This window comes from Knoellia sp. B-D-2 (assembly GCF_057714695.1).
The window spans coordinates 1,922,173-1,944,703 of sequence record NZ_CM173189.1; the positions used below are offsets into that span (position 1 = coordinate 1,922,173).

Below are 22,531 nucleotides of genomic sequence, written 5' to 3' on the forward strand. Positions count from 1 at the left end.
TGGAAGGATCGAGACCGAACCTGTTCGCCGCTGACTAGGAGACCCCATGCCCATCGCCACTCCCGAGATCTATGCCGACATGCTCGACCGGGCCAAGAACGGCTCGTTCGCCTACCCGGCCATCAACATCACGTCCAGCCAGACGGTCACCGCCGCGATCCGTGGCTTCGCCGAGGCCGGCAGCGACGGCATCATCCAGGTCTCGACGGGCGGCGGCGAGTACGCCTCGGGCTCGACGATCAAGGACATGGTCACCGGCGCCAAGGCCCTCGCGGCCTACGCCGAGGAGGTGGCGAAGGGCTACCCGGTCAACATCGCGCTGCACACGGACCACTGCCCCAAGGGCAAGCTCGACGGCTTCGTACGCCCCCTGCTCGCCGCGAGCACGGAGCGGGTCAAGGCCGGAGGACTCCCCATCTTCCAGAGCCACATGTGGGACGGCTCGGCCGTGCCGCTCGAGGAGAACCTCCAGATCGCCGACGAGCTCCTCGCCCTGTGCAAGGCGGCGAACGTCATCCTCGAGATCGAGGTCGGTGTCGTCGGTGGCGAGGAGGACGGTGTCGCCAACGACATCAACGAGCAGCTGTACACGACCCCCGAGGACGCGGTCGCGACCATCAAGGCGCTCGGTTCGGGTGAGGAGGGCCGCTACCTCACGGCGCTGACCTTCGGCAACGTCCACGGCGTCTACAAGCCGGGCAACGTCAAGCTCCGCCCCGAGATCCTCAAGTCCGCCCAGGAGGCCGCGGCCGCCGAGCTGGGTCTGGGCTCCGACGCCCGCCCCTTCGACCTCGTCTTCCACGGCGGGTCGGGCTCGAGCGCCGAGGAGATCGCCGCGGCCGTCGACTACGGCGTCGTCAAGATGAACGTCGACACCGACACCCAGTACTCCTTCACGCGGCCGGTCGTCGAGTGGATGCTGCGCAACTACGACGGCGTCCTCAAGATCGACGGCGAGGTCGGCAACAAGAAGCAGTACGACCCGCGCGCCTGGGGCAAGGAGGCCGAGAAGGGCATGGCCGCCCGCGTCGTCGAGGCCTGCGAGAACCTCCGCTCCGCCGGCACCCACCGGGCCTGAGGCGTGAGCGACAACCTGCTCGGCATCCCCGAGACCCGCCTCCCCGAGGACCCCGCCGCACGGCTGCTCGACGAGGGGGTGGCACCCGACCAGGTCGCCGCCGGCAATCCGACGTCGTCGCTGGCCTGGGCCACCCTCGCGGAGGACGCCCTCGCCGACGGTCGCACGGTCGAGGGCTACGCCTACGCCCGCACGGGCTACCACCGTGCCCTCGACGCGCTGCGCAAGAGCGGCTGGCGCGGCCAGGGTCCGGTGCCGTGGGAGCACGAGCCGAACCGTGGGTTCCTGCGCTCGCTGGCCGTGCTGTCCCGGGCCGCCGGCCTCATCGGCGAGAGCGACGAGGAGCGGCGCTGCGCCGACTTCCTGCGTGACTCCTCGACGACGGGGGCGCGCGAGCTCGGTCTCTGACTGGGGACGTCGAGAGGGGCCCGGACCGTGTGGTCCGGGCCCCTCTCCGCCCCTGCCAGGAGCACCGCGCCGTGGCGCGAGCGCGTCCGTTGTGTCCCCTGCCACGCCGGATGCGCAGTGCCATCATGCACCGCTGTCGGCGGTTTCTGCGACACTTAACGGCCAATGGCAGGAACTTGCCACGACGCCCACGCACAGGAGCTTTCATGCCGCTGACCTCAGCAGATGCGACGTCGCCCTCCCGCCTGCTCGGGGAGTACTGCGACCGGGAGGACTCACGGATCGAGGAGCGCCTGCGCGACCTCGGGCAGGCCCGGGCGCTGCTCGCCCGCCTCGACGGCGCCGGCCCGACGCCGAGCACGCAGGGGGTCGAGCCGATCAGCGACGAGATGGCGCCGACCGTCGTGCAGCGGCTCATCCACGAGTCCAGCGGCCTGCTGCGCAACGTCGTCATGGTCGTCGACGCGGGCCCGGCCCTCGACGACACGACGATGCGCGACAACCAGCAGTGGATCGCCGGCGGCAACGTCCAGCGCACGATCTACCCCGCGGCCGCCCTTGACACCCCGCAGGGACTGCAGTGGCTGCGGTCCTGGTCGACCGTGGGGGAGGAGCAGCGCCTTCTGCCGGACGTCGGCTCGGAGTACGCGGTGTTCGGCGACGTCGGCGCCGTGGCACTGGCCCGGTGGGGCGAGCCGCTGTCGGGCTACGTCCTCATTCGGGACCCGCTGCTCATCTCGACGCTCGCGGCATACTTCGACCTCGCCTGGGAGCACGCGCACGCGGTGCCGTTCACGGCCAGCGTCCCCCGTGACGAGCGACTCGTCGAGCTGCTCGGCATGGGCCTCAAGGACGAGGCCATCGCGCGCTTCCTCGGAATCGGTCTGCGCACCGTCCGTCGGCGGATCGCCGCCCTCATGGCGATCCACGGCGTCGACACCCGGTTCCAGCTCGGCGCGGCACTGGCGTCGCTGCGCTCGCGGTCGACGCGGTCGACGCGGTCGACGCGGATGGGGCCGGTCCACACCCGATAGGCTGGAGGGCGATCCGGGGGCCCGTCGCATGTCTCGCGCCGGGCCCCTCGCATGTCACGCACGCGCGGGCTCGCCCGCGCACGGAAGGTGGACCAGATGCCGGCAATCGTGCTCGTCGGGGCCCAGTGGGGCGACGAAGGCAAGGGCAAGGCGACCGACCTCATGGGCGAGGACGTCGACTACGTCGTGAAGTTCAACGGTGGCAACAACGCGGGGCACACCGTCGTCATCGAGACCGACGGCAAGCGGGAGAAGTACGCGCTGCACCTCCTTCCCTCCGGCATCCTCACACCGAGCGTCACCCCGGTCATCGGCAACGGCGTCGTCGTCGACCTCGAGGTCCTCTTCGAGGAGCTCGACGGGCTCAACGCGCGTGGCGTCGACACGAGCAAGCTGCTCGTCAGCGCCAACGCCCACGTCATCGCGCCCTACAACCGCACCCTCGACAAGGTCACCGAGCGCTTCCTCGGTGCCCGCAAGATCGGCACCACCGGCCGCGGCATCGGCCCGACCTACGCCGACAAGATGAACCGCGTCGGCATCCGCATCCAGGACATCTTCGACGAGGGCATCCTGCGCCAGAAGGTCGAGGCAGCCCTGCTGCTCAAGAACCAGGTGCTCGTCAAGATCTACAACACCCGCGCTGCCGAGGCCGACCGCGTCGTCGAGGAGCTGCTCTCGTATGCCGACCGGTTGCGTCCCATGGTCGCAGACACCACCCTCGTGCTCGAGCAGGCCCTGAACGAGGGCAAGAACGTCCTCCTCGAGGCCGGTCAGGCGACGCTGCTCGACGTCGACCACGGCACCTATCCGTTCGTCACGTCCTCCTCGGCGACGGCGGGCGGCGCCTGCACCGGCTCCGGCATCCCGCCGACCCGCGTCACCCGGGTCATCGCGATCCTCAAGGCGTACACGACCCGCGTCGGTGAGGGCCCCTTCCCGACCGAGCTCGACGACGACAACGGCGAGTTCCTCCGCAGGACCGGCGCCGAGTACGGCACGACCACCGGGCGCCCGCGTCGCTGCGGGTGGCTCGACGTCGTCATCGGCCGCTACGCCACCCGGATCAACGGGGTCACCGACTTCGTCATCACCAAGCTTGACGTGCTCACCGGGCTCGACACCGTCCCGATCTGTGTCGCCTACGACGTCGACGGCGTCCGCCACGACGAGATGCCGGTGGGCCAGAGCGACTTCCACCACGCCACGCCGATCTACGAGGAGCTCCCCGGCTGGCCGGAGGACATCTCGGGGTGCCGCACCTTCGAGGACCTGCCCGCCAACGCGCAGGCCTACGTGCTCCGCGTCGAGGAGCTCATCGGCGCGCGGGTCTCGGCCATCGGTGTCGGCCCCGGCCGCCACGAGATCATCGAGCGCCACCCCCTCCTCGACTGATTGCGCATTGCGGCCCCCCGACCGCGACTTCTTGCGCATTCCGGTCAGGCATCGGCGCCGGCTGCGGTCCGCGGTGCGACCGGAATGCGCAAGAAGTCGGGTCCCGCCTCGGTGACTGACCGGCATACGTCGTCAGGTCCGGTTGCGTCCGCAGGGGTGGTCGGGTTCGTGACCAGGGTTGCGGACGTTGCGGTATGCCGTCCTGTTGCGTCCGCAGGGGTGGTCGGGTTCACGACCAGGGTTGCGGACGCAAGTGGCAACGGCAGCCGCGGCAGGGCAGGGCAGGGGGGCGGCAGAGGGAGTTGGGGGGGGCTCAGCCGGGGCGGAGGACGGTCATGCGGTGCGCGGCGCGGGTGAGGACGACGTAGAGGACGCGCACCCCGCCGGGTGACTCCTCGACGATCGCGTCGGGGTCGAGCACGACCGTCGCGTCCCACTCGAGACCCTTGGTCGAGAGCGGGTCGATGACCTGCACCCGTCCGTCCCCGGTGCCGTCGAGGTGGGCGAGCCGGTCGGCCCAGCGACGTGGCGTGATGACGGCGATCGAACCCTCGACCTCGTCGAGCATCTCCCCGACCGCCTGCTCGACTGCGGACGTGGGGGGTGCGTCGACGATGCGGTCGAGGGGGTCGACGCCCGTGTCGCGCACGGCCTCCGGGATGTCGGCGTCGGGCACGAGCGGGAGGATGAGGTCGCGGGCGTAGGCGAAGATCTCCCGCGCGTTGCGGTAGTTGGTGTCCATGTGGAAACCCCGCACCTCGTGCGAGCCGTAGGCCTCCGTCTGCGCGGCGCGGGCCTCCTCACGGTCGCTCCACGACGCCTGGGCCGCGTCGCCGACGACGGTCCACGAGGCGTTGCGCCCCCGGCGTGCCAGCACCCGCCACTGCATCGGGGACAGGTCCTGCGCCTCGTCGACGAGGACGTGCGCGCTGCTCGAGGCGCGCTCGATGCGGCCGTGCAGGAGCCGTTCGCGGGGGTCGAGAGGGGTGACCACGCTCTGGGTCCGGGCGGTCGCCACCCCCCGGTCCACGCCGGCGCGCACGTCGTTGACGCCGTAGGACGAGAGGTCGTCGTACTCGTCGATGTCGTAGAACCCGCGCTCCTCGGACTCGGGTTCCTGCACCTGGCCGAGTTTCCCGGAGAGGTCGTCGATGAGGGCGATGTCGGACACCGACCACGAGCCGAGCTCCAGCGCCTCGCGCATCGAGAGGGCGAGCGCGGCCGACTCCTCCTGGTCGAGGACGCCGCGGGCGAGACCGTAGACGAGGTCGGTGTCGGCGAGACCGAGCAGCACCTCGCGGGGGTCGACCTGGCGCCACCACGTGCGCATGAACTCGTCGACGTCGCGCGAGGAGTCGAACGCGTCGAAGAACTCGTCCCGCTCGCCCTGGCGCACCGACGTCCACGCCGCCTGGGCGAGCTGCTCGCGGGCCTGGTGGGTGGCGAGGTTGTGCTGGACCGAGCGCAGCACCTGACGGCGGATGCGGTGCAGGACGGACTCGTCGAGCCGCACGGCGTGGCCGTTGATGAAGGCCCGCAGCTGGCTGGGGGCCCCGGCCGGCGGCCGTGACGCCGCGCGGGACAGCAGCCGCCGAATCCGCAGCGAACCCTTGACCGCCGCGACCTCGGGCTGGTCGAGGCGGCTCGCGGTGACGCCGTCGACGAGGTCGCCGAGCGCCCGGAGCGCGACGCTGTCCTCGCCGAGCGAGGGCAGCACGCGTTCGATGTAGGCGGTGTACGCCGCGGACGGACCCACGACGAGGATGCCGCCGGACTCGAACCGGCGGCGCTCGGAGTACAGGAGGTATGCCGCCCGGTGCAGGGCCACGACCGTCTTGCCGGTGCCGGGACCGCCGGTGATCTCGGTGACGCCCCGCGAGGGCGCGCGGATCGCCTCGTCCTGGTGGCGCTGGATGGTGGCGACGATGTCGCGCATCTGGCGGCCGCGGGTGCGGGTCAGCGCGGCGATGAGCGCCCCGTCGCCGACGACGACGATGTCGTCCGGCGCCTCCGGCACCATGAGATCGTCCTCGACGCCCACGACGGTGGCGCCCTTGCAACGCAGCACGCGTCGGCGGAGCACCCCCATGGGGTCGACGGGGGTGGCCCGGTAGAAGGCCGCGGCGGCGGGTGCCCGCCAGTCGACGACCAGCGGCTCGTAGTCGTCGTCGCGCACCCCGAGGCGGCCGATGTGCCGGATGTCGCGCTCGGCGGCCGGGGTCTCGACGTCGCCGAGGTCGAGGCGTCCGAAGACGAGGCCCTCGTACTGCTTCTCGATCGCGGACCGGCGCTTCGCGGCGGCGTAGACGAGTGCGTCACGTTCGAAGAGCCCGGTGAGCTCCTCGTGGCGGACCTCGCCGCTGCGGCTCGACCGCCCCCGGGCGATGCCGTCCTTCTCCACCTCGGAGGCGCGCGCGGACGCCTTCTCCAGCTCGCGGTAGACGCGGTCGACATGGTCCTGCTCGCCGGCGATCTCGCGTGCGACATCGGCCGACGTGTCGGTGGCGCCGGGGCGCGCGGTCGTCACTGTCGGGGCCCTCCCTGCAGAGCAACGTGTGCGTGGTGCGCGTCGCGCACGGAAGGGACGAGTCTACGCGGGCGACGAGGGCGCGAGGACGCGGTCCCTGGCATGGGTCCGCGGCATCGGCCCGTGGCCGCGGACGGGCGGCGCACCCCGGGCCGCGGGCCTCAGACAAACTCGCGCCGGACGGCGATCACGCCCGCCTGGAAGCGGGTCGTCGCCCCCAGCTCGACCATGATGGCGCGGATCCGACGCTCGACCGTGCGCTGGGAGATGCTCAGCTGCCGGGCGATCGTCTGGTCGCTGGCGCCGGCGGCGAGCAGCGCGATGACCTGCCCGTCGCGCTCGTGCAGACGGGCGAGTGGCCCGCCCCGGAGCGTGCGCGGCAGAGGGGTGCTGGCCGCGAAGAGGCCCACGCACATGTCCATCAGGGCGCCCGCGAGGTGGCGCTGCTGGACGTAGAGGGAGCCGCCACCCGTGGCGTCGAGGTGGGTGACGTCGATGACCGCCGTGGTGCGGTCGACCGCGAGCACCGAGAACGCCAGGTGGGGGGTGAGCCGCACCTCGATGCCGTCGGCGCGCATCGTCTCGAGCGCGCTGAACGCCCCCTCGACCTCGAGGATCGACTGCTCGAAGACGAGGAGGCGCTCGAGGCTGGGGTTGGTCGTCGTCGGACGGGCGGCGATGATCGACTCGGCGTGGCGGATGACGACCTTGTCCATGCGCTCGCTGCGGGCGACGAGCCGGACGACCCGGGTCTCGGCCCGGCGGGCGGCGCGGAAGAACGCCGCCTCGACGTCGTCGACGGTCGCGAGGAGGGCCACCTCCCGGTTCGTCCGGGACCCGCCCTCCGCCGAGCGCGCCTCGTCGTACATGTGGGTGAGGCCCTCGACGGCGGATCGGGTCGTGCGGGCCTGGCGCTCGAGGTCGGCCGCGTAGGCCGGGAGGGTGCTGTCGGGTGGGTAGACCTCGATGACGTCGCGTCGGGTCGCGGTGACCATCCCCCGCATCTCGAGGCTGGTCAGGGCGGCGCCGACCTCGGCCTCGGTGAACCCCTCCTTGAGCAGCGCGCTGCGGCGGGGCGCCGTCTGGCGCAGCAGGAGCAGGTAGACCCGGGTCGTCAGCTCGTCGCCCGCGAGCAGGGGAGCGGAGTCGGTCACGGACCCACACTATGGCGGGATGGCGACATTGTCAGGAACCCGCCTCCTCTCGGTTTGAATGACGGGCGACCGGCGTGTCATGGTGGGACACGTCGACCACGTCGACGTTCACGCAGAGCGCCGGTTCCCCCCAACCGTGATTGCCGCGTGATCGGGCGCGACGCTCCCGGGGGTACCCCCCTGCTCCCTGGGCGTGTCGCGCCCACACTTTTCTCCCCCGCGGCGCTGCCGGCCTCGTATGCCGTTCGGGTGGCGGCCGCGGACTGCCGTCGGCCCCGCCTCCGGCCCGCCCTAGGCTTGGCGCCCATGAAGGTCCTCGTCATCGGCGCCGGTGCTCGCGAGCACGCCATCGTCCGCAGCCTCGTCGCGGACACCTCGGTCGACGCGGTCATCGCGGCCCCCGGCAACCCCGGCATCGGCCACCTCGCCCTCTGCGAGCCGCTCGACGACATCACCGACAGCGTGACCGCCCTGGCCATCGCGCAGCGCCACGACGTCGACCTCGTCGTCGTCGGGCCCGAGGTCCCGCTCGTCGCCGGCATGGCGGACGTCCTGCGCGACGGGGGCTTCGACGTCTTCGGCCCGTCCGCGGCCGCTGCCCGGCTCGAGGGGAGCAAGGCCTTCGCCAAGGAGGTCATGTCGGCAGCCGAGGTCCCGACCGGGCTCGCCCACCTCTGCACCACTCGCGACGAGGTCGCCGACTCCATGGACGCGCTGGGCACGCCCTACGTCATCAAGGACGACGGGCTCGCCGCCGGCAAGGGCGTCGTCGTCACCGACGACCGTGAGGCCGGGCTGCGGCACGCCGCGGCCTGCCTCGCCAAGGAGGGCGGCGAGGTCGTCGTCGAGGAGTTCCTCGACGGGCCCGAGGTCTCCCTCTTCGTCCTCAGCGACGGGATGACGGTGCTGCCGCTGTCGCCGGCGCAGGACTTCAAGCGGGTCGGCGACGACGACGCCGGCCCCAACACCGGCGGCATGGGGGCCTACAGCCCGCTCGACTGGGCCCCGGCCGGGCTCACCGCCGACCTCGTGGCGCGGGTCGCCCAGCCGACGGTCGACGAGATGCGCCGTCGCGGGACCCCGTTCGTCGGCGTGCTGTTCATCGGCCTCGCCCTCACCACGCGGGGTCCGCGGGTGATCGAGTTCAACGCCCGATTCGGCGACCCCGAGACCCAGGTCGTTCTCGCCCGTCTCCTCACCCCGCTCGGCACCCTGCTCAAGGCGGCGGCCACCGGTCGTCTCGACGAGTACGACACGCTCCGGTGGTCCGACGAGCACGCCGTCACGGTGGTCGTCGCGGCGCACAACTACCCGGGCGCGCCGCGCACGGGCGACCCCGTCGGGGGGCTCGACGAGGTCGAGAGCGTCCCCACGGCATACGTCCTGCACGCCGGGACGGCGCTCGACACCGACGGCACCCTCGTGTCGTCCGGCGGGCGGGTGCTCTCGGTCGTCGCGACCGGAGCCGACCTCGAGCAGGCGCGGGACCGTGCCTACGCCGCGGTCGCGCTCGTCGAGCTGGACGGGTCGCACCACCGCACCGACATCGCGCTGCGGGCGTGCCGCGGTGAGGTCACGGTGGGCTGACCCGTCGGTGGCCGTGGCTACGGTGGGGCGATGGACCAGCCGCTGCCCGAGCTCGGGATCACGATCGACTGCACGGACGCCCGGGTCGTCGCCGACTTCTGGGCGCACGCGCTCGGCTGGATGGAGGCGCCACCGCCAGAGGGATGGAGCGACTGGCCGAGCTTCCTGCGCGACCACGACGTCCCGGAGGACGAGTGGGGCGACGGGGCGACCATCGGCCCAGTGTCGGGCCAGGGACCCAGGATCAGCTTCCTCAAGGTGCCCGAGCCCAAGACCGTGAAGAACCGGGTCCACCTCGACGTGCGCGTCAGCGGCGGGCGCGCGGTCGAGCAGGTGCTGCGCGAGCAGCGCATCCGGGCGGCCGAGGCCGACCTCGTCGCGCGGGGCGCGCGGCTCCAGCGCGAGGACCGGCTCGACGGCCACCTCGACCACCTCGTCATGGAGGACCCGGAGGGCAACGAGTTCTGCATCGTCTGATCCCCTGCGCGGCCGCCGCTGGTCGCCGCCGGCCGGGTCAGTCGTCGACGCCCCGCGCGCTCAGCGCCTCGCCGAGACGGTCGGCGTGCCGCAGCGAGCGCACGATGAGCGGCACGGCGAACGCGCGCGGGCTCGACCGCAGGCCCCGGGCGTGCTGGGCCTCGCGGACCTCCTGCGCCAACCCGAGGACGACGTGGACCGAACGGATCCCCAGGGCGAGCATGAGCCCGACGCGCTGCGGGTCGATCCCGAACCAGCGCAGCCACCCTGCCACCCGCACGACGACGTCCACCATCGCCGTCGTCCGGGTCGTCAGGGTGACGAGGCCCGCGAGCAGCACGAGCGCGACGAACGACCCGACGACCCCCACACCCGTGCGCCACGACGCGAACACCCACTGGACGACGAGCAGCGGCAGCGCGACCCAGGCCAGCCCCGCCACCTGGCGGAGCAGCGCTCGCAGCGGCAGTCGCGCCACGGCATACCCCGTCAGGACGAGCGCGATGGCGAGCCCGACCTGCCACGGTGAGCGCCACACGGCCAGCGCGGCGCCGGTCGCGAGCAGGAGGAGGAGCTTGGGCCCCGCCCCCACCCGGTGCACGAGCGAGGCACCGGGGAGGTAGAGCGGGACGGCCTGGGCGCGCATCAGCGGGTCGCGAGCTCGCGGTAGGCCTCGACCGCGTCGTCGGCGGCGCCGTCGTGGACGACCCTGCCGTCGTCGAAGACGAGGACGCGGTCGAAGCCGCGCAGCAGGTCGAGGTGGTGGGTGACGAGCACGACCTGCTGCGGGAGGCGGTCGACGAGCCGGCGCACCATGTCCGCATTGCGCAGGTCGAGCAGCGTCGTCGGCTCGTCGAGGACGAGCAGGTCGGGCCGGGTGACGAGGACGCTCGCCAGCGCGAGGAGCTGCTTCTGGCCCCCGGACAGCAGGTGGGCCGGGTGGTCGGCGTGGTCCGCAAGACCGTATGCCGTCAGCGCACTTTGCGTGCGTTCCGCGATCTCGGTCCGGGAGAGGCCGCGGCGACGCAGCCCGAAGGCGATGTCCTCCCCGACCGTCGGCATGACGATCTGGGCGTCCGGGTCGGTGAAGCAGAAGCCGACGCGGCGGCGCACCTCACGGCCGTCACGCACCGTGTCGAGCCCGTCGACCGTCACCGTCCCCGAGTCGGGGTGCACGAGGCCGTTGAGGAGCCGGACGAACGTCGACTTGCCCGAGCCGTTGGCCCCGACGACACCGATCCGGGCCTCGGTGAGGTGCAGGTCGACGTCGCGCAGGACGGCCCGGCGTGCGGCGCCGTCGCCGAAGCAGTGGCTGACGGCGCTGACGTGGATGTCGGGCACGGTCGCGGTCCGCAGGGTCAGGCGTGGACGCGGGGGGTGGTCTCGGTGCGCTCGCGGCGGGCGGGGATGAGGCCGGGGTAGGCCGCGTGGACGCCGACCGCGACGAGCGCGGTGAGGACCGCCTTGATGAGGTCGCCGGGGATGAAGACCGCGGCGACCGTGGTGGCCTTGACCAGCGAGAGGTCCGCGACGAGCGCCATCCCGAGGATGCCGATGACGTTGAGGACGAGGACACCGCCGAGGACGTTGGCCATGACGCCGAGCGTGACGCGGTACGGGCGGCCGATGAGCTCGGTGAGCCGGCCGACCAGCCACGCGGCGACCGGGAAGCCGACGAGGTAGCCGACGCTGGGGCCGGCGAAGACACCGAGCCCGCCGCGTCCCCCCGACAGCAGCGGCAGGCCGATGGCCACGAGGCCGAGGAACAGCAGGACCGCGAGGGCTCCCCGCTTCGAGCCGAGGATGGCCCCGGCGAGCATGACGCCCATCGACTGCGCGGTGATGGGGACCGCGGCGCCGAAAGGGGCGACGGCCGGGATGAGGCCGAGGGCGGTGATGACACCGGTGAACATCGCGATGAGGGCGAGGTCTCGGGACGTGAGCATTCCCGTACTGTGCCACTCCGACGGGGTGCCGGGGAGTGCGGGCCGGTCTGCGGACGGAGGCGTGAGGTGAGGGCATCGTCGCCTGATCGTCGCCTCCGCGCCGCCTGCGAGAATCGGCGCCATGACGACGCCCGACTCGCAGTCCCCGCTCGCGATCCCCGGCTTCACCCACGTCTACTCCGGCAAGGTGCGCGACCTCTACGCGCCCGATGGCCGCGACGACCAGTTGCTGCTCGTGGCCTCGGACCGGATCTCGGCGTTCGACTTCATCCTCGACCCGCCGATCCCCGACAAGGGTGCGGTGCTCACGCAGCTGTCGCTCTGGTGGTTCGACCAGCTCGCCGACCTCGTCCCCCACCACGTCGTCTCGACTGACGTACCGCAGGACGTCGCCGGGCGCGCGGTGCTCGTGCGCCGCCTCGAGATGGTCCCCGTGGAGTGCGTGGCCCGCGCCTACCTCACCGGGGGTGGGCTGCGGGAGTACGCCGCCGACGGCACCGTGAGCGGGCTCGCCCTGCCGCCGGGGCTGCGGGACGGCGACCGCTTCGCCGAGCCGCTCTTCACGCCGTCGACCAAGGCTCCGATGGGGGAGCACGACGAGCCGATGACCTACGAGGCGGTGGAGGCAGAGGTCGGGCCCGAGCTCGCCGCCCGGCTCCGCGACCTCACGACGCGGATCCTCGCCCGGGGCAACGAGATCGCCGGGGAGCGCGGCATCCTCATCGCCGACACCAAGGTCGAGTTCGGCCTCGACGCCGACGGCACCATCGTCCTGGCCGACGAGGTGCTCACCCCCGACTCGTCGCGCTTCTGGCCGGCCGACCAGTGGGAACCCGGGCACCCCCAGCCGAGCTTCGACAAGGAGTTCGTCCGCGAGTGGCTGCTCTCGCCCGCGAGCGGCTGGGACAGGTCGTCGGGCGAGGCGCCCCCGCCGTTATCGCCCGAGGTCGTGCAGCGGACCCGGGCGAAGTACGTCGAGGCCTACGAGCGGCTCACCGGCCGGACCTTCTGAGCTGCCGGCAGCCACCAGTCGGGGGCTGTGTGACGGGTCGGGGCACCGTGCGCCCCCGACCCGTCACGCAACCCCGACTCGTGGGGTCCTGGCCCGAGGCCGCGCTACCGTCGGAGCATGACGACCGAGCCGCGGGGATGGCAGGCCGAGGCCGACCGGTTGGCCCACGCCAGCGTCGAGCGCGGGGATCCCACCGGATGGTTCGAGCAGCTCTATGCCGCGGGCGAGTCCGGCGAGGTGGCGATGGCGTGGGACCGCTCCGACCCGCAGCCACTGCTCGCCGCGTGGACCCGCGAGGGCCGGGTCACCGGAGACGGGAGCACGGCAGTCGTCGTGGGCTGCGGCCTGGGTGCGGACGCCGAGCACCTCGCCTCGCTCGGCTTCGCCACGACGGCGTTCGACCTGTCGCCGACGGCCATCCGCACCGCGAGGTCGCGGCATCCGGACTCGTCGGTCGGCTACCACGTCGCCGACCTCTTCGAGCTGCCCGAGGCGTGGCAGCAGGGCTTCGACCTCGTCGTCGACGTCTACACCGTGCAGGCGCTGCCGCGCGACCTGCGCGAACGTGCGGTGGCCGCCATCGCCGGGCTCCTGGCGCAGGGCGGCACGCTCCTCGCCATCCAGGCCGTGCTCGAGTCCGACGACGACGGCTCCGGCCCGCCGTGGCCGCTGACCCGGGGCGAGGTCGCGTCCTTCGCCCGGGCGGGCCTGACCGAGGTCGCCGTCACGGAGCACCGCGACGCCGACGGCGCCGCCCACTGGCGCGCCGAGTTCGCCGGCTGACGCCGAGGACCCGGGGGACACTCGACGCGCGGAGTCCGGTGGCGGGTCCTGGCGAAAACCGGCTGCGCGGGGCCAAGGGCCGGAGGACGATGGCTCCATGGTGTCGGCCCCGAGCCGCGGTGCCCGTCTGGTCGCGCTGACCGTGGGTGCTCTCGTGACGGTGTCGGTCGGTGCGGCGGGTCCCGCAGGGGCGGGCGCATCCCCCAGCGACCGGACGGCAGGGTGGGCGAGCGCGGCGGCGAGGCCGGCGAGTGCAGCGTCGCCGACGACGGGCGACGACGTCCGCCGCTTCCTCGACGCACGCGCCGAGGCGCTGCACCTGCCGAGTCTCGCCGTCGTGGTCGTCAAGGACGGTCAGACGTTCGTCGAGCACCATGTCGGCGGGGTCGACGGCTCGACGCCCTACCACCTGGGCTCCACCTCCAAGCAGTTCACCGGACTCGTCGTGCAGTCGCTCATCGCCGACGGTCGGCTGCGCCTGGACGACCGACTCGGCGACGTGCTCCCGGAGTTCGCCGATGCCAGCCCGTCGCACGCCGCCATCACCGTGCGCCACCTGCTGGGCCACACCGCCGGTTGGTCGACGGCGGCCGGCCAGCGCAAGTGGGGTTGGTTCGCCGACGCCCCGGAGTCGATCCGGGACGAGGCCGAGGTCCTCGCGTCGGTGGACCTCGAGCGCTCGCCGGGTTCGGGGTTCGAGTACTCGAACGCGGGCTACGACGTCCTCGGTGCCCTCGTCGAGGAGGTCACCGGGACGAGCTACGCCACGGCCCTGCGTGACCTCGTCGCGGGTCCTCTCGGGCTGACCCGGACGACCGCTGATCCGGCCGAGGCGGCGCGGTGGGGCGTCGCGGACGGCCACTACACCTGGTTCGGCGCCGTGACCGCGCCCACTCCCGCGCCCCGGCCCGCGGGCGGCGTCCCTTCTGCCCTCGTCGTGTCGAGTGCCGACGACCTGGCCCTCGTCGCCCGGGCGCATCTTCGGGCCGTGGACACCCGCCTCCCGGAGGAGGTGCTCGCCGCCGCGGCGGCGCCCGTGGCCCGGGTCCACGACCAGGCCGAGTACGCCAGCGGGTGGTACGTCCGGCGCCTGTGGGAGGCCGTGCCGCCCGGAGGTGACTGGCGTGACCCGGGGCTGCCCGCGTGCCTCGAGCACGACGGCATGATCGACCGGTCGATGACGACGATGTTCGTCTGCCGGGAGGCAGGGCTCGCCGTCGTGGCGCTGTCGAACGTCGGCTCCGGGCCTGACGCGAACCGCCTCCAGCGGCTCCGGGTGGAGCTCGTGCACCTGGTCCTCGGCACCGAGGCGGGCGAGCCGCCCCGGGACCTCCTCGTCGATCGCTCGACCTGGATCCTCGTCGGGGGACCCGCCCTCCTGGTCGTGCTCGTCGGCGCCTCGGTGGCGCTGCGCCGACGCCGGGTCGCCGCGACTGTCGTGAGCGCGGTGGCCCTCGCCTACGGCGCCGGCCTGCTCTGGCTCGCCCTCGTCCACGTGCCGAACCGCGACGGCTCCCACCTGAGGGCACTGTGGTCCGCGTTGCCGGACCTCGCCCTCGCCACCGTGGTGACGGCGCTGCTGACCGTGGCGGCAGGGGGAATCGCGGTGAGACGGGTCGCTGGCCTGCGCCGGACGTCGGGGCCGCGCTCGCCCGATGACGCCGAGGTCGGGCGATCTCGCCGGGCCAGTAGCCTGTGACACGGCCCGGCCGCACCACCCCTCGGAGAACCTCCTGTGTTGGTTTCCTCGCACGACCTCGCCCTGACCGCCGTCGAGGGCGGGTCCGCACTCTCACCGTTCCGGGCCCGCGCCCTCGTCGCGAGGCTCCGTGCGGTGGACCCCGGGGTCACGGGCGTCTCGGCCCGCTTCGTGCACTGGGTCGCCAGCGAGGCGCCCCTCACCGGCGACCTCGCGGCGACGGTCTCCCGGTTGCTCACCTACGGGGAGGCGTATGCCGGTCCGCCGGCTGACGAGGAGCCCCGCACCCTCGTCGTGGTCGGGCCCCGGCTCGGCACCATCTCGCCGTGGGCGAGCAAGGCGACCGACATCGTCCACAACTGCGGCATCGACATCCGCCGCGTCGAGCGGGTCACCGAGTTCCTCGTCGAGGGGGTCGAGCTCACCGGCGAGCCGTGGGGCGCCGTCGCCGCGCTGCTCCACGACCGCATGACCGAGACCGCGCTCCCGCTGCGCGAGGCGGCGCAGGCCCTCTTCGACGAGCGCCGGGCCGAGCCGATGGAGCACGTCGACGTGCTGGGCGGTGGCCGCGCCGCGCTGGAAGGCGCGAACACGGCATACGGGCTGGCCCTGTCCGACGACGAGATCGACTACCTCGCGGAGTCGTTCACGGGGCTGCAGCGCAACCCGACCGACGTCGAGCTGATGATGTTCGCGCAGGCCAACTCGGAGCACTGCCGGCACAAGATCTTCAACGCCGACTTCGTCGTCGACGGCGAGCCGCAGGTCCGCAGCCTGTTCGGGATGATCCGGCACACCGAGGCGGTCGCCGGCGCGGGCACCGTCGTCGCCTACAAGGACAACGCCTCCGTCATGGAGGGCGGGCGGGTCGAGCGCTGGCTGCCGGGGCGCGGTGACGGGCCGACGGCCTACGCCGCCCGGGAGGAGGACGTGCACGTCCTCATGAAGGTCGAGACGCACAACCACCCCACCGCCATCTCGCCGTTCCCCGGTGCCGCGACCGGCGCCGGCGGCGAGATCCGCGACGAGGGGGCGACCGGGCGGGGGTCCGCGCCCAAGGCCGGGCTCACCGGCTTCGTCGTGTCTAACCTGCACCTGCCCGGCACGGACGAGCCGTGGGAGCGCGAGGGCTACGGATCACCCGACCACATCGCGACGCCGCTGGACATCATGGTCGACGGCCCGATCGGCGCCGCCGCCTTCAACAACGAGTTCGGGCGCCCCGGGCTCGGCGGGTTCTTCCGCGTCTACGAGCAGACCGTCGACGGGGTGCGCCGCGGATACCACAAGCCGATCATGAGCGCCGGCGGCCTCGGCGCGATCAGCGCCGACCAGACCGAGAAGGTGCTCTTCCCCGCCGGGACGCTGCTCGTCCAGATCGGGGGACCCGGCATGCGGATCGGCATGGGCGGCGGCGCCGCGTCGTCGATGGCGTCCGGCGCCAACGCGGCCGAGCTCGACTTCGACTCCGTGCAGCGCGGCAACCCGGAGATGGAGCGGCGCGCGCAGGAGGTCATCAACCACTGCTGGTCGATGGGCGCCGACAACCCGGTGCTCGCGATCCACGACGTCGGCGCGGGCGGCCTCTCCAACGCCTTCCCCGAGCTCGTCGACGACGCCGGGCTCGGTGCCCGCTTCGACCTGTCCGCGGTGCTGCTCGAGGAGTCCGGTCTCGCGCCCAAGGAGATCTGGTGCAACGAGAGCCAGGAGCGCTACGTGCTCGCGATCGCGCCGGAGTCGCTCGAGCTGCTCGAGTCCTTCGCCGGGCGCGAGCGCTGCCCACTGTCGGTCATCGGGGTCGCGGCGGACGACGCCCAGCTTCTCGTCGCCGGCGACTCCGACGACGACGTCCCCATCGACATGCCGATGGAGGTCCTGCTCGGCAAGCCGCCGAAGATGACCCGCGACGCGACCCGGGTGTCGTGGACCGGCGACCCGCTCGACGTGGGCGCGGTCGACGTGCGCGACGCGGCCTACGCCGTCCTGCGGCACCCGTCGGTCGCCAGCAAGCGCTTCCTCGTCACCATCGCGGACCGGACCGTGGGGGGCTTCTCGCACCGCGACCAGATGGTCGGCCCGTGGCAGGTCCCGGTCGCCGACGTCGCGGTCACCCTGGCGGACCACGCCGGCTTCGCGGGTGAGGCCATGGCGTCGGGGGAGCGTATGCCGCTCGCCTCCGTCAACGCTCCCGCCTCCGGGCGGATGGCGGTCGGCGAGGCGCTGACCAACCTGCTCGCGGCGCCCCTGTCGGCCCTGGCGGGCGTGAAGCTGTCGTGCAACTGGATGGCCGCGGCCGGGGAGGACGGCGAGGACGCCGCCCTCTACGACACGGTCGAGGCCGTCGCCATGGAGCTGTGCCCGGCGCTCGGGATCTCGGTGCCGGTCGGCAAGGACTCGATGTCGATGCGCACGCGCTGGACCGACCCCTCCTCCGGGGAGGCCCGTCAGGTGACGTCACCGGTGTCGCTCGTCGTCACCGCCTTCGCGGCGCTGCCGGACGTGCGCGGCACGCTCACGCCCCAGCTGCAGCCCGACTCGGCACTCGTCCTCGTCGACCTCGGCGCCGGCGCCGACCGCCTCGGCGGCTCGATGCTCGCCCAGGTGTCCGGGGTGTTCGGCGGTGAGGTCCCCGACCTCGACGACCCGTCCCGGCTCGTGGCGCTCGTCGAGGCCGTGCGCGAGCTGCGTTCTCGCGCGCTGGTTTCGGCCTACCACGACCGCTCGGACGGCGGACTGTGGGCGACCGTGTGCGAGATGGCGTTCGCGAGCGGGTTGGGCGTCGAGGTCGCCGTCGACTCGGTGGAGGCCCTCTTCACCGAGGAGCTCGGCGCCGTGCTCGGGGTGCCGGCCGACTCGGTCAACGAGGTGCGCGAGGTGCTCGTCCGCGCTGGCGTCGGCGACTTCTCGTCGGTCGTCGGCGGGACCCAGGAGGAGCGCCGGGTGCGGGTGTCGGTCGACGGCGACATGCCGATCGACGAGGCCGTGCAGGACCTCGTGCAGGCGTGGGACGAGGTGTCCTGGCGGATCTCGTCGCTGCGCGACAACCCGGAGTGCGCCGACCAGGAGCACGCGTCCGTCGGCTCCGATGATGACCTCGGGCTTCACGTCTCCACCTCCTTCGACCCCGCAGACGACGTGGCTGCGCCGTTCCTCAACCTGGGCGCCCGGCCGCGGGTGGCGATCCTGCGCGAGCAGGGCGTCAACTCCCACGTCGAGACGGCCTACGCGTTCCACCGGGCCGGCTTCGAGACGATCGACGTCCACATGACCGACCTGCAGACCGGTCGGGCCTCCCTGTCCGACGTCGTCGGGCTGGTCGCGTGCGGCGGCTTCTCCTACGGCGACACCCTCGGGGCCGGTGAGGGCTGGGCGCGGTCGGTGCTCTTCAACGAGAAGCTGACGGACGAGTTCCACGGCTTCTTCCACCGCGGTGACACCTTCGGGCTCGGCATCTGCAACGGCTGCCAGATGTTCGCGGCGCTGGCCGACCTCATCCCGGGCGCGCAGGACTGGCCGCGGTTCACCCGCAACCGCTCCGAGCAGTACGAGGCGCGCCTCTCGCTGGTCGAGGTCCTCGACTCGCCCTCGATCTTCACGTCCGGCATGGCCGGGTCGCGCATCCCGATCGCGGTCGCGCACGGCGAGGGCTTCGCCGACTTCTCGGTGCGGGGTGACGCGGCGGAGGTGCCGCGTGTGGCTCGCTACGTGATGAATGACGGTGGCGTCGCGACGTCCTACCCGGTCAACCCCAACGGCTCGCCCGACGGGTTGACCGCGGTCACGACGACCGACGGCCGGTTCACGGCGATGATGCCGCACCCCGAGCGGGTCCAGCGCAACGCCCAGATGTCGTGGACGAGCGGTTCGGTCGAGGACCTGTCGCCGTGGATGCGCCTCTTCCGCAACGCCCGTACCTTTGTCGGATGACGGGACAGGGTGGGGCGACCGGGCACGTGCGTGCGATGGCACGGGATCGGCTCGTCGGCGTCAGCACTCGACTGCTGGCGGGGGCGTCGGTGTTGACGACCACCGGACTCCTCATCGGCCTCCGGAGCGCGTGGCAGCAGTACGAGGAGTCCTCCGGACCGGACGGCTCGCCCCTGACACTGACCTTCGCCGTTCGCACCACTCTGCTGGTGGTCGAGTCCGGTTTCCGTCCGATCGGTGCCCATCTCCTGCTGGCGTCGGCGCTGGTGGCCGCCGCCGTCATGGCCCTCCACCGTCTCCCTTCGTGGGAGCAGGTCAGACGGCTCCGCTGGGAGGTGCTGGGGGCGCTGCTGCTCGCCCTCGTCGTCGTCGTGGGGCTCGTCCTGGCCAACCTCTACGCGATGACGAGTCCGGACGGTGCGGAGGATGACCCGGCGGGCTTCTTCGGCACGGGGCCGCCGACCGACCTGATGGTGGGCAACCTGACGACGCTCTGCGCCTCGCTGCTGACCTTGACCGGGGCGGTGCTGTGGTGGTTGCGCCTTGCGCCGGCGCCCGAGGTCGACGTCGAGGAGTCGGTCGAGGAGGAGCCGACGGCGACGGACTCGACCCCGGGGGATGCGTCCCGCGGTGCGTCGACCTCCGTGGACGACGGGGCCACCACGGACTGGTCACGGGACTGGTCGCCCGAGGACTTCCGGCCCCCGAGGTGACCGAGCCGCAGCAACGGCGGGCCGCCCGGTTCAGCCGGGGGGAGCCGGCGAGGGGGCGGTGTCGCCCGCGGCCTCGCTGAAGGGGACGGCGCCGGCGCTGCGGCCGAGCACCTCCCTCGGCCCCACCACCCCGGTCGGCAGCGGCTGCCGGGCCGCTGCCCGCTTGAGCGCGTCCACGGGCAGCGGGTCCCGCGAGGCGGCGACGACGACGTTGCCGAACCCCTTCGACTTGAGCACGCCGTGCAGCGCGACGAAGGCCGTCTGCGCACCCGGGCCCAGCGCGGCCCGGGCACCCGAGGCGACGCGCGCGGCATACCGCAGCCCCGGGCGGTCGCCGAGGTTCGCGAGCACGAGCCCGCCGGGTGCGAGGACTCGGGCGACCTCGCCCAGCCACTCCACGGTGGTGAGGGAGGCGGGAACCTGCCCGCCGGCATACGCATCGAGGACGACGAGGTCCGCGCTGGCCGAGGCGAGCCCGGCCACGCCCTCCTCGCCACCGAGCGGGCGCACCCGGATCCGGTGGCCGCGGGGGAGCGGCAGCTCGCGCCGGACCGCCTCGGTGAGCGCGGTGTCGGGCTCGAGCACGATCTGGGGCGACCCGGGGCGGGTGTGGTGCACCCAGCGCGCCAGCGTCAGCCCGGCGCCGCCGACGTGCGTCACCCGCACGGGTTCCGGACGGGCGAAGACCGCGTCGACGCAGAGGGCGAGGTGCTGGACGTACTCGAAGGCGAGGTAGGAGGGGTCGGTGAGGGACACCGCGGACTGGGCGTGCTCGCCGACGTGGACCCACGTGACGTCGCCGTCCTGCTCGAAGACGGGTGCGTCGGTCACGCCCCCCAGCCAAGCACCCCCCGCGCCGACGTGGCGCGGGGGGTGCTTGGGGTGCTGGGACCGACGGTGCTCAGAGGCCGCCGATGCGGCTGGCCGGAGCGGTCAGGCCGGGGTTGGCCTCGAAGTACGCGACGAGGTTGGCCAGGTCCTCCGGGCCACCGGCGCGGTTCGTGCCCTGGGTGAACGCGGTGAACAGGTCGCCACCGTCGGCGAGGAAGTTCAGCGTCCCGACCCGGTAGGTCTTCGTCGCCTCGATCGGCGCCCCGTCGAGGGCCATCGAGCCGAAGACGACCCGCGAGCCCTGCGGCTGCGACGCGTCCCAGTCGTAGGTGAAGCCCTCGGAGACGCCCAGAGCCAGCATGGGGCGCGAGCCGCGGGCGGCCACGGGCTGGTACTGCTGCTCGAGGACCTGGCGGATCTGGTCACCGGTGAGGTCGATGCTCACGAGCAGGTTGTTGAACGGTGCGACGTCGAACGCCTCGGCGTAGGTGATCTCACCGGGCGCCTCGGAGTACTTCGGGGCCATCGGCAGGTCCTCGCGGACACCTCCGACGTTCATGAACGCGATCTGCGCGCCGCCCTCGGCCGCACCGTCGGTGCCGGCGAGGATCGCGTCGGCCACGACGTCGGCCATCGGCGTCTCGATGCCGCGGTTGCCGCCGGAGTCGCCGAGGATGTCCTCGGAGTGCGTCCCGACCACCTGGCCCTTGAGCGGGCCCGCGAGGGTGTTCCACTTGTCGATGATCTGAGTGATCGCGCCGTCCTTCGTCTCCTGCTTGACGAGGTGGTTGACGGCCGTCGACCTGTCACGAACCACCTCACCCGTGCGGCGGTCGATGACGAGCGAGGTCTCCGTGACGGTGCGTCCGTAGTCGTGGGCACTGGTGACGAGTCGCGGGTTGCCGGCCGGGTCGGGCAGCGAGCAGATGTAGGCCTGGTGGGTGTGACCCGTGATGATCTGGTCGATCTCAGGGCTCATCTGGGCGGCGATCTGGGCGATCGGCGACGAGATGCCGTTGCAGGCGTTGATGGTGCCGGTCTGGTAGCCGCCCTCGTGGAGGAGGACGACGATCGCCTTCACGCCCTGCCTCTTGAGCTGCTTTGCCTGCGCGTTCGCGGTCTCGACCTCGTCGAGGAAGTCGACCGACGCGACACCGGCCGGGCTGACGAGGGTGGGCGTGGCCTCGAGGGTCATGCCGATGAAGCCGATCCTGGCACCGTTGATCTTCTTGATCGAGGTGCCGGGCAGGAGGGTGCGGCCGTTGTCCTTGCGGACCACGTTGGCCGAGAGCCACTGGAAGTCGGCACCGGCGTACGGCGCCTGCGGGAAGTAGCAGCCGTCGGTCGGGTGGCAGCCACCGTCCTGCATGCGGAGCAGCTCGTCGGTGCCCTCGTCGAACTCATGGTTGCCGACGGAGCTGACGTCGAGGCCCATCTCGTTGAGCGACTCCACGGCGGGCTCGTCGTGGAACATGCCCGACAGGAACGGCGAACCACCGATGAGGTCTCCGGCCGCGACCGTCAGGCTGCCGGCGTAGCCGGGCTTCTGGCGCAGCGCGCCCAGCGTCGAGGAGAGGTACTCGGCGCCACCAACGGGCGTCTGGCTCGGGTCCTCGACGGGGGTGAGCTTCGGGTCGGTGGCCTCGAGGTGCCCGTGGTAGTCGTTGAACGACAGCAGCTGGACCGTCGTCGTCGCCTTGGTCGGCTTGGTGGGCTTGGGACGGTCGGCACTCGCCGGGGCCGCCGCGAGGGTTGCGGCGCAGGCCGCCGCCAGAACGGTCGCGCCGACCCGGCGCCTGGTGGTGATCGTCATGCCAACTCCTGGTTCCGCCACTCCGGGTGAGTGCGCGCGTGGTCGCCGGCAGGGGCTCGGCAACCCGGTCCATATTGCCCTGAGCCGAGCCGTTTGCACAGCCTTCTGTGCGAACGTTCTGTGAACGACGCCTGACCCGACCGCCGC

18 protein-coding genes are annotated in these 22,531 nt (G+C 72.6%); 11 read left to right on the forward strand and 7 right to left on the reverse strand.

Annotated features, from left to right (window positions below; genetic code table 11):
• Positions 1-46: 46 nt before the first annotated feature.
• The 4 genes from fbaA to AC3EU2_RS09205 all read left to right on the forward strand — a co-directional run bounded on the left by fbaA (position 47) and on the right by AC3EU2_RS09205 (position 3,915).
• Positions 47-1,078 carry a class II fructose-bisphosphate aldolase gene (fbaA, locus tag AC3EU2_RS09190; RefSeq protein ID WP_488179404.1) on the forward strand — a complete coding sequence of 344 codons (1,032 nt, stop codon included), beginning with the start codon at positions 47-49 and terminating at the stop codon, positions 1,076-1,078.
• A gap of 3 nt (positions 1,079-1,081) precedes the next feature.
• The gene (locus tag AC3EU2_RS09195; RefSeq protein WP_488179405.1) at positions 1,082-1,486 is read left to right on the forward strand and encodes a DUF3151 domain-containing protein; all 405 of its coding nucleotides are present in this window, start codon (positions 1,082-1,084) and stop codon (positions 1,484-1,486) included.
• Positions 1,487-1,692: 206 nt separating this feature from the next.
• Complete coding sequence (locus AC3EU2_RS09200; protein WP_488179406.1) at positions 1,693-2,520, forward strand: helix-turn-helix transcriptional regulator; 828 nt, start codon at positions 1,693-1,695, stop codon at positions 2,518-2,520.
• 96 nt (positions 2,521-2,616) lie between these two features.
• A complete protein-coding gene (locus tag AC3EU2_RS09205; protein WP_488179407.1) occupies positions 2,617-3,915 on the forward strand; it encodes an adenylosuccinate synthase in 1,299 nt (432 codons plus the stop codon).
• 313 nt (positions 3,916-4,228) lie between these two features.
• On the opposite strand, the gene AC3EU2_RS09210 is transcribed toward AC3EU2_RS09205, so the two are convergent.
• Both AC3EU2_RS09210 and AC3EU2_RS09215 read right to left on the reverse strand, forming a co-directional pair.
• On the reverse strand, positions 4,229-6,442 hold the full coding sequence (locus AC3EU2_RS09210) for a HelD family protein (protein ID WP_488179409.1): 2,214 nt from the start codon (positions 6,440-6,442) through the stop codon (positions 4,229-4,231).
• A 161-nt stretch (positions 6,443-6,603) separates the two neighbouring features.
• Entirely contained in the window at positions 6,604-7,596 is a 993-nt protein-coding gene (locus AC3EU2_RS09215; RefSeq protein WP_488179410.1) for a helix-turn-helix transcriptional regulator, read from the reverse strand.
• Between the two features lie 306 nt (positions 7,597-7,902).
• Here AC3EU2_RS09215 and purD point away from each other — a divergent pair, with 306 nt between their 5' ends.
• Together purD and AC3EU2_RS09225 are read left to right on the forward strand one after the other, a co-directional pair.
• Positions 7,903-9,183: a phosphoribosylamine--glycine ligase gene (gene purD / locus AC3EU2_RS09220; protein WP_488179411.1), complete on the forward strand. Its 1,281-nt coding sequence runs from the start codon at positions 7,903-7,905 to the stop codon at positions 9,181-9,183.
• A gap of 30 nt (positions 9,184-9,213) precedes the next feature.
• Positions 9,214-9,660, forward strand: coding sequence for a VOC family protein (locus tag AC3EU2_RS09225; protein WP_488179412.1), 447 nt, complete (start codon positions 9,214-9,216; stop codon positions 9,658-9,660).
• Positions 9,661-9,697: 37 nt separating this feature from the next.
• On the opposite strand, the gene AC3EU2_RS09230 is transcribed toward AC3EU2_RS09225, so the two are convergent.
• Genes AC3EU2_RS09230 through AC3EU2_RS09240 form a run of 3 tightly spaced genes read right to left on the reverse strand, consistent with a single transcriptional unit; the run spans position 9,698 to position 11,606 of the window.
• Positions 9,698-10,306, reverse strand: coding sequence for an energy-coupling factor transporter transmembrane component T family protein (locus tag AC3EU2_RS09230; RefSeq protein ID WP_488179413.1), 609 nt, complete (start codon positions 10,304-10,306; stop codon positions 9,698-9,700).
• Positions 10,306-11,001: an energy-coupling factor ABC transporter ATP-binding protein gene (locus AC3EU2_RS09235; RefSeq protein WP_488176006.1), complete on the reverse strand. Its 696-nt coding sequence runs from the start codon at positions 10,999-11,001 to the stop codon at positions 10,306-10,308. Before AC3EU2_RS09235 ends, AC3EU2_RS09230 begins: the two co-directional genes overlap by 1 nt.
• A gap of 17 nt (positions 11,002-11,018) precedes the next feature.
• The gene (locus tag AC3EU2_RS09240; protein WP_488176007.1) at positions 11,019-11,606 is read right to left on the reverse strand and encodes a biotin transporter BioY; all 588 of its coding nucleotides are present in this window, start codon (positions 11,604-11,606) and stop codon (positions 11,019-11,021) included.
• 121 nt (positions 11,607-11,727) lie between these two features.
• On the opposite strand from AC3EU2_RS09240, the gene AC3EU2_RS09245 reads away from it, so the two are divergent.
• The 5 genes from AC3EU2_RS09245 to AC3EU2_RS09265 all read left to right on the forward strand — a co-directional run bounded on the left by AC3EU2_RS09245 (position 11,728) and on the right by AC3EU2_RS09265 (position 19,740).
• Positions 11,728-12,618, forward strand: a complete 891-nt coding sequence (locus AC3EU2_RS09245; protein ID WP_488176008.1) for a phosphoribosylaminoimidazolesuccinocarboxamide synthase — start codon at positions 11,728-11,730, stop codon at positions 12,616-12,618.
• Positions 12,619-12,735: 117 nt separating this feature from the next.
• Positions 12,736-13,401, forward strand: coding sequence for a class I SAM-dependent methyltransferase (locus tag AC3EU2_RS09250; RefSeq protein ID WP_488176009.1), 666 nt, complete (start codon positions 12,736-12,738; stop codon positions 13,399-13,401).
• 97 nt (positions 13,402-13,498) lie between these two features.
• Entirely contained in the window at positions 13,499-15,100 is a 1,602-nt protein-coding gene (locus tag AC3EU2_RS09255) for a serine hydrolase domain-containing protein (RefSeq protein ID WP_488176010.1), read from the forward strand.
• A gap of 39 nt (positions 15,101-15,139) precedes the next feature.
• Positions 15,140-19,027 (forward strand): phosphoribosylformylglycinamidine synthase, encoded by a 3,888-nt coding sequence (purL, locus tag AC3EU2_RS09260; RefSeq protein WP_488179468.1) that lies wholly within the window; start codon positions 15,140-15,142, stop codon positions 19,025-19,027.
• The gene (locus AC3EU2_RS09265; protein WP_488176011.1) at positions 19,024-19,740 is read left to right on the forward strand and encodes a hypothetical protein; all 717 of its coding nucleotides are present in this window, start codon (positions 19,024-19,026) and stop codon (positions 19,738-19,740) included. The genes purL and AC3EU2_RS09265 overlap by 4 nt, the downstream gene beginning before the upstream one ends.
• Before the next feature lie 30 nt (positions 19,741-19,770).
• Here AC3EU2_RS09265 and AC3EU2_RS09270 read toward each other — a convergent pair whose 3' ends face one another.
• Both AC3EU2_RS09270 and AC3EU2_RS09275 read right to left on the reverse strand, forming a co-directional pair.
• On the reverse strand, positions 19,771-20,571 hold the full coding sequence (locus AC3EU2_RS09270; RefSeq protein WP_488176012.1) for a spermidine synthase: 801 nt from the start codon (positions 20,569-20,571) through the stop codon (positions 19,771-19,773).
• Between the two features lie 70 nt (positions 20,572-20,641).
• A complete protein-coding gene (locus tag AC3EU2_RS09275; RefSeq protein ID WP_488176013.1) occupies positions 20,642-22,384 on the reverse strand; it encodes a bifunctional metallophosphatase/5'-nucleotidase in 1,743 nt (580 codons plus the stop codon).
• Between the last annotated feature and the right edge of the window lie 147 nt (positions 22,385-22,531).